7 protein-coding genes are annotated in these 7,177 nt (G+C 52.2%); 6 read left to right on the top strand and 1 reads right to left on the bottom strand.

The features are described from left to right. Positions 1-283: 283 nt before the first annotated feature. Positions 284-574, top strand: coding sequence for a YetF domain-containing protein (locus tag VF260_03850; protein ID HEX7056320.1), 291 nt, complete (start codon positions 284-286; stop codon positions 572-574). Here VF260_03850 and spoVB read toward each other — a convergent pair. Next, on the bottom strand, positions 571-2,133 hold the full coding sequence (spoVB, locus tag VF260_03845; GenBank protein ID HEX7056319.1) for a stage V sporulation protein B: 1,563 nt from the start codon (positions 2,131-2,133) through the stop codon (positions 571-573). The two genes, VF260_03850 and spoVB, sit on opposite strands and share 4 nt — an antisense overlap. A 176-nt stretch (positions 2,134-2,309) precedes the next feature. Here spoVB and VF260_03840 point away from each other — a divergent pair, with 176 nt between their 5' ends. The 5 genes from VF260_03840 to recJ all read left to right on the top strand — a co-directional run. After that, entirely contained in the window at positions 2,310-2,570 is a 261-nt protein-coding gene (locus VF260_03840; GenBank protein ID HEX7056318.1) for a post-transcriptional regulator, read from the top strand. A gap of 144 nt (positions 2,571-2,714) precedes the next feature. Beyond that, positions 2,715-3,965, top strand: coding sequence for a protein translocase subunit SecD (gene secD / locus VF260_03835; protein ID HEX7056317.1), 1,251 nt, complete (start codon positions 2,715-2,717; stop codon positions 3,963-3,965). Further along, the gene (gene secF / locus VF260_03830; GenBank protein ID HEX7056316.1) at positions 3,955-4,872 is read left to right on the top strand and encodes a protein translocase subunit SecF; all 918 of its coding nucleotides are present in this window, start codon (positions 3,955-3,957) and stop codon (positions 4,870-4,872) included. Before secD ends, secF begins: the two co-directional genes overlap by 11 nt. A 20-nt stretch (positions 4,873-4,892) precedes the next feature. Beyond that, on the top strand, positions 4,893-5,843 hold the full coding sequence (locus VF260_03825) for a cation diffusion facilitator family transporter (protein ID HEX7056315.1): 951 nt from the start codon (positions 4,893-4,895) through the stop codon (positions 5,841-5,843). A gap of 20 nt (positions 5,844-5,863) precedes the next feature. Then, positions 5,864-7,177: single-stranded-DNA-specific exonuclease RecJ (recJ, locus tag VF260_03820; protein HEX7056314.1), on the top strand; the 1,314-nt coding region annotated here is incomplete at its 3' end.

The raw sequence follows: 7,177 nt of genomic DNA, 5'->3' as shown, positions 1-7,177 counted from the left end.
GCTGATCGGCGCTTCGGCAAATGTGATCGTCGCCGGAATGGCGGCGCGGGAGGGCAAAGGGTTCAGTTATCTCGATTATCTGAAAATAGGCGGGCCGATAACGCTCGTGTCGCTGGTGATCTCGACCGTGTATATCCTGTTGTTCCTGCTTTGACGGAAATTGCTGCAGTAGCTGCCAGCAAATCATGCCTGAGCTGGCCGCATGCCGATCAAGGCGGCCGGCTACACTACTCTTAAAGCCCGGCGGATCTTACTTCCCCCATCGCTTGAAGGAGGCAGAGCAATGAATGCATGGGCCGTCGTTTTCGTCATGCTCGTTCTAGGTTATGCGTCTGTTCCTGAAGCGGAACAAAACGTAATGGGCAAACCGCCTGTTGCCGGATTTCGTCTGGTGCGCTTGCCGCTGCCGCTTATCCTGCACGGAGAAGTTCGGGAAGCCGAGCTCCGCGAAATCGGGCAAACCAGATTTTGGCTGAAAAATCAGCTGCAAGTAAGAGGCATCAAAGATATTCGCACCGTTTACATGGCGACCATCGATTATCGCGGGCGCTTTTTTACATTGTTGAACCATTAGCGGGTAAATTTAACGGCCCACTTCCCGATCAGCGGGATTCGCCGCACATCCTCTTTGCCGATCAGTTTGCATCGTGCGATCAACCACAAATATGCAAACATCCCGCAACCTACAGAGGCAAATAGTCGGGCATGCTCATTTTCCGTCCACACCGCATGCATGACGGCTCCGCAAACTACCCCCATGGCAAACATCACAAAGCCAACTTTCGCAAACTCCGCGATGTTTAAAGATATTTTCAACAATTTGGCTATGCTGCGCCAATGCAGCAAAGTTACCAGCACGATGTTGGCATTGATGGCGATGATCGCCCCGATGATGCCGAATGCCGGATTGCTGGCGAGCAAGGAAATGAGCGTAAGCTTTACGCAGGCGCCGATGAATGTGTTGAACAACGCCGCACCGGGGCGGTCGAGCGCTTGCAGCGCGGCTTGCAAAGGGCCCTGGAAGTAGATGAACAGCGCGATCGGCGCCATCATTTTCAGCATGTCGCCAACCTGCGCGTCGTTATACAAAGCCCGGCATAACGGGTTGGCCAGAACGAACATGACCACGGCAAAAGGCGCGCCGCTGACCAGCGCAAGGCGGATCGATTGCTGCAAGCGCCGGTTGATGGTTGCCCGGTCATTTCGCGCGGCCGCTTCCGAAAGCGACGGCACAAGCGAAACGGAAAGCGAGTAAGTAAGCGCGTTAGGCAAAAGCAAAATCGGAATTACCATGCCCTGCAGCGCGCCATACTGGGAAGTGGCGGTTGCGGTGGCAATGCCCGCTGCGGCCAGCGCTTGCACGATCCATATCGACTCGAGAAAATAGGACCCGGACCCGACCAGTTTGCTGCCGGTAACGGGAATACTGAGCGAAAGCAAGCGCGGCAATATGTTGCCGCGGCTGTTGCGGAAATTGGCGATTTGTGGTTGCGCGAGCGCACGCTTATATTTCCGGTATTGCGCGTAAATCACCAACATGCCGCATAACTCGCCGAGCGTGACGCCCGCCATCGCCCCGGCCGCCGCGTATTGGATGCCGTACGGCAAAAGCACATAGGCGATCATAAGCACGGCAACAATGCGCACGAGCGTCTCCGCGATGGAGGAAGCGGCGGTCGGGATCATATTTTGCCTGCCTTGAAAATAGCCGCGCAAAACAGACGAGACGCCGACAAACAGGATGATCGGGCACATCGCAAGAAACGTGTAAACGACCCGCTCGTCGGTAAACAGCGTTGCCGCGATCCACCCGGCGCCAAGCAGGCATAATATCGTAAAAATGGCGCCGGCGCCGACTGACAAAAGGAGCGCCGTACGCAAAACCGCGCGGATTTCCGTTTCGTTGCCGCGCGACTCCGCTTCGGCCACCAGTTTGGCGACGGCAAGCGGAATGCCGCCGGCAATGACGGTCAAAATCACAATCATGAGCGGATAGCCCATTTGATAAAGCCCAACGCCCTCGGATCCGATCAGTCTTGGAAGAATGATTCTCGGCACAAATCCGAGGAGGCGATTGATGATTCCCGCAGCGAGAAGGATAAGCGTGCCCTGGATGAAACTTTGTTTGCCCAATTGCATCCTCTTCCTTTTCTTCGGACAATCCCTGCATCTCTATATGGATATGCGCCGCGAAGGCGGAATCATGCCTTTCTTTACGGACATGTTTTGGCTTCCGGCAGGATTTTTCGTCACGGAAGCGAATCATATTAACTTGAAACGGATTATTGCAAACGCCGGGGGGATTATCGATGGGGGATTCCATGCAGATGGAAATAAATGATGACGATTTAACGAAAATGGTGGAACAATTATGCCATTCGAAAGCGGAAGAATTTGCGCTCTTAGGGTATGAAAATATTACCGGCAAAGATATTTGGGATTGCGTCAACGCGGACTACAAGGACGGTTTTCCGCCGCTGCACCGGTTGGTGAACGACATATTGGCCTTAAAAGTTACCCACTTTATGAACAGGATGACATTGAACGCATATAAAGGATTGCCCCTCTGAATTTTGTTCGCCGCCCAGGGAGGCGGCTTTTTGCTGTCGGTTTGCTGCCGGTTTGTTGCTGGTTGCTGCCGGTTCTGTCAAATTGACTCGGATTTTTGCCGTGGGTATAATGGGAATATTGAGTATGGAAGGGAGAAAGGCAGGATGGACGTAAAAAGACTCTTGGCATTTTTGCTTGTGGTCGTCGTATCCTTTGGCGTTATCGGCTTTACTACCCCGGATCTGGTCAAAAATTTGCGTTTGGGGCTGGATTTAAAAGGCGGGTTTGAGATTTTGTACAATGCCGAACCGATTGAGCCAGGACAGACCATTACCAAGGACGTACTGCGCCAGGCAGCCAGAAATATTGAGCACAGGGTAAACCAATCCGGCGTAGAGGAGCCGGAAATTACCCCGGAGGGAAAAAATCGCATTCGCGTGCGGATTGCCGGTGTAACGGATCCCGAAACCGTCCGCGAAATCTTGAAAAAGCCCGCGGTGCTGCAGATTCGTTCATCCGACGGGAAAGTAGAACTGACCGGTAAAGATTTCGTTGAAGGCGGAGCCAAGGTTGAATACAACCAGGCGAATCAGCCGTACGTAACGATAAAATTGCGGGACAAGCAAAAATTTTATGAAGTGACAAAACGCGCCTGGGACAAAGGTCCGCCCAACAATACGCTCGGCATCTATTTGGACGATGAGCTGGTATCGAATCCGGCTGTGAATAACGGTCCGATTAACAGCACGGACGTTATGATCGAGGGGAATTTCACCTATAAAGAAGCGAAGAATCTTGCCGATACGATCAACCTGGGGGCGCTGCCGGTCAAACTGACCGAGAAATATATCCAGAGCGTCGGCGCTACGCTGGGACAATTGTCGCTGCAAAAAACAGTTGAAGCGGGCCTGTTGGGCTCTGTCCTGATTTTGCTGTTTATGCTGCTGTTTTACCGTATTCCCGGGGTTATCGCATGCATAACGCTCATCATTTACACCTGGGCGCTGCTCCTGGTATTTTATTTGATGAACGCCACGTTGACGCTGCCGGGTATCGCGGCTTTTGTGCTCGGTATCGGGATGGCGGTGGACGCGAACATTATCACCTACGAGCGCATCAAAGAAGAGATACGGAGCGGCAAAACGCTCAATTCTTCGCTTGTCGCGGGCTCGCGTCAATCGTTTCGGACGATCATGGACGCCAATTTGACGACGATTTTCGCCGGCATCGCACTTTTGCTTATTGGCACCGGCGCCATTAAAGGGTTTGCCATCACGTTGATTTTGAGCATTGTCCTGAGTATTGCGACTAACGTCTTCTTGTCCCGATTCTTATTGAATCTGTTCGTGCGTTCCAATATTGCCAGCAAGTTCGGATATTACGGCGTCAAGGAGGCGGAAATCAGTGAGCTATGAAAAAATAAAAAAATTTGATTTTATGAAGCATCGCAAAACATTTTTTACGATTTCCATCGTCATTACCGTGCTGGGGATTATTTCGCTTTTGGTGTTTAATTTGAACTACGGCGTCGATTTCAAATCCGGCACGACATTGGATATCACAACAGGCAAAGCGTTTGACAAACAACAGGCCGAGAGTTTACTTAAAGAGGCCGGCGTGACCGCGTCGGTTTTGACCATGGGCGGCAATAACGAGCGCGTGACGGCGCGCTTTGACCGCGTGCTGAAAGATACCGAAACGCAAGCGGTCATTGCCAAGTTTAAGGAGAAGTTCGGCGATCAGGTCACATATGAAGAGAGCACAGTTGATGTGGAGATGGCCCGGGAATTGGCGCGAAACGCAATTTATGCCGTATTATTGGCATGCGGGCTGATCTTTGCCTATATCATTATCCGTTTTGAGTGGCGCTTTGCGCTGGGCGGAATTATCGCGTTGATCCACGATGCGTTTATCGTCATAAGCTTTTTCTCCATCTTTCATTTGGAAGTGAATTTGCCGTTTATCGCCGCGGTTTTGACGATTATCGGCTACTCGATTAACGATACGATCGTCATTTATGACCGCGTCCGCGAAAACTTGCGTTTTGCCAAATTGAAATCGTACAGAGACATCGCCGAAGTAGTCAACAAGAGTGTACGGCAGACGATGACGCGTTCCATCAATACCGTCATTACGGTTCTCGTTGCGGCAATTTGCCTGTTTGCATTCGGCAGCCCCGCGATTCGCCTGTTCTCGCTCGCTATGATCGTCGGCCTTGTGAGCGGCGCTTATTCGTCTATTTTTATCGCCAGCCCGATTTGGGCTTCGCTAAAGCTCGGCAGTTTGGAAGCCAGAAAACGCGCCGTTTCCGCAAAATCGTAATTCCTTAAGGAGTGTAGCCTTTGACAAACCATCGACTGGCGAAGATACAATGGGGGATATGGGTCGGTATTGTCGGGAATTTGGGGCTGGCAGTTTTTAAAGGAGTAGCGGGGTTAGGGTCGGGAAGCAGAGCTCTATTGGCAGACGCGGCGCATTCTGCCGCTGATGCCGTTTGCTCGTTGGCAGTATGGTTGGAAAAGAAAGATGCGCATGCGCATTCGCACAAAGAATGGACGCTGAATCGCGGAAAAGCCGAAACGGTGTCGGCCATTTTGGTATCCGTGCTTATGATGATTTCCGGCGCCGAGATCGCCATCCATTCAGCCAAGGCGATGGCAACCGGAATCACAAGTCCGCCGCAAGGCTTTGCGTTAACCGTTATCATTGTGGCAATAGCGCTGAAAGAAGCAACGTATCAGTACAAATACCGATTTGGCAAACTGGCGCCCAACCGTTATCGGCTTTTGGCCATGGAACATCGCGCCGATGTTTACGCTTCGTTGGCGGCGCTTGTCGGCATCAGCGGAGCGCTGTTAGGCCAATGGCTGGACGCGCCGTGGATGTATATACTGGATCCGGCTGCAGGCGTGTTTATTTCGCTGTTGATTTTCCGCAGCGGCTATCGGCTTGTAACCGAATCCATTCAGCAAACTTTGGATCATGTTTTGCGTTCGGAAGATTCCGGGGAATTGCGGGAAGCCGCGGCCAATACCCCCGGCGTCATTCGGGTGGATGAATTGCACGCTTGCGAACACGGCGGATTTATCATCGTGGATGTCAAAATCAGCGTCAATCCGCGCATTACCGTCTCGGAAGCAAACGATATCGCGAAATTGGTCAAGCATCATTTGATGTCGCGATTTCATCGCATATCTGATGTGTTTGTGCATATCAATCCGTACGATACGGGCTACCCGTATAAGACCCCGTTCGACACATGGCATGATGACCAGCCGACAATACTGCATTAATGTACCGCGGGAGGAAAACTGTGCTTCGGAACAATATCAATATGGTCGTTCGCGAGACAAAGCGGGAAATTGGGGAAAAGCTCGCATCCGAGCTCGGAATTCCCCTCTTGACCGCCAGACTGCTTGCTGCGAGAGGCTTCACCGATGCGGCTGAAGCCAAACATTTTTTATTTGCGGATGAGGATCAGGTTTATGATCCTTTTTTGCTTGATGGCATGGGGAAAGCAGTGCAAAGAATCAGGCGGGCCATGGAATCGCGGGAAAAAGTTTGGGTATATGGGGATTATGATGCCGACGGCGTCAGCAGTACGGCGCTAATGATTCGCTTGTTCGAACGGCTGGCGGCGAATTTCGATTATTATATACCGAACCGCAATAAAGAAGGATACGGGCTGAATATGCAAGCGCTCGAGACGGCCCAAAAAGCGGGAGTAACGTTAATCGTTACGGTGGATACCGGCATCAGCGCGGTCGCGGAAATTGATTACGCCGCCCGGTTAGGCATCGAAGTCATTGTCACGGATCATCACGAACCGCCGGATGTTTTGCCGGATGCCTATGCATTGATCAACCCCAAAAAGCCGGGCGACCGTTATCCGTTCAAGCAGCTTGCCGGGGTCGGCGTTGCCTTGAAGTTGGCGCAGGCGCTCCTGGAAACGGTTCCTGATACATATTATGAACTTGCGGCGATCGGCACAGTCGCTGATTTGATGCCGCTGCTTAATGAAAACCGCTTGATCGTTAAAAAGGGGATCAAAGCGATGCGCACGGATTGCTCTCCCGGCATTCGGGCATTGCTTGCGATCGCGGGCATCCATCCCGCGAACATCACCTCTTTGCAAATTGCTTATGCCTTATCGCCCAGAATCAACGCGGGAGGACGCATGGACAGCGCCATTCCGGCGGTCAAGCTGTTAACGGCGGACAACGAACAAACGGCGGAACAATTTGCGCGCGAACTGGATCGCCTAAACAGATATCGCCAGGAAACAGTCGAAGCGATTACGGAGGAAGCGCTTGCGCAATTAAAAGAAACGGAAATTTCCACGCAACATGTCCTGATCGTGGCAAGCGACGGCTGGAATGTCGGAGTTGTCGGAATCGTCGCGGCCAAAATCGCCGAGAAGTATCATAAGCCGGCAATCGTATTGGTTATGGATGCCGCCGCGGGGCTTGCCAAAGGCTCCGCGCGTTCCGTCGCGGGTTTTGACATCGTGCACGCATTGGCGCGCTGCGGCGAACTGCTGGACCATTACGGCGGGCATCAGGCCGCGGCCGGATTAACGATTCGGTTGGAAAATCTCGGATTGTTCAAAGCGGAAATAAACCACATA

The organism is Bacilli bacterium (assembly GCA_036381315.1).
In the GTDB taxonomy this organism is placed as follows: Bacteria; Bacillota; Bacilli; order Paenibacillales; family KCTC-25726; genus DASVDB01.
The sequence above is the reverse complement of the archived record's forward strand: the minus strand, read 5'-3'. Positions and strand labels throughout refer to the sequence as shown.

What these genes read in the sequence shown, in the direction of transcription:
- VF260_03850 (HEX7056320.1), top strand. Translation starts at nt 284, where the DNA reads ATGAATGCATGGGCCGTCGTTTTCGTCATGCTCGTTCTAGGTTATGCG.
- VF260_03840 (HEX7056318.1), top strand. Translation starts at nt 2,310, where the DNA reads ATGGGGGATTCCATGCAGATGGAAATAAATGATGACGATTTAACGAAA.
- secD (HEX7056317.1), top strand. Translation starts at nt 2,715, where the DNA reads ATGGACGTAAAAAGACTCTTGGCATTTTTGCTTGTGGTCGTCGTATCC.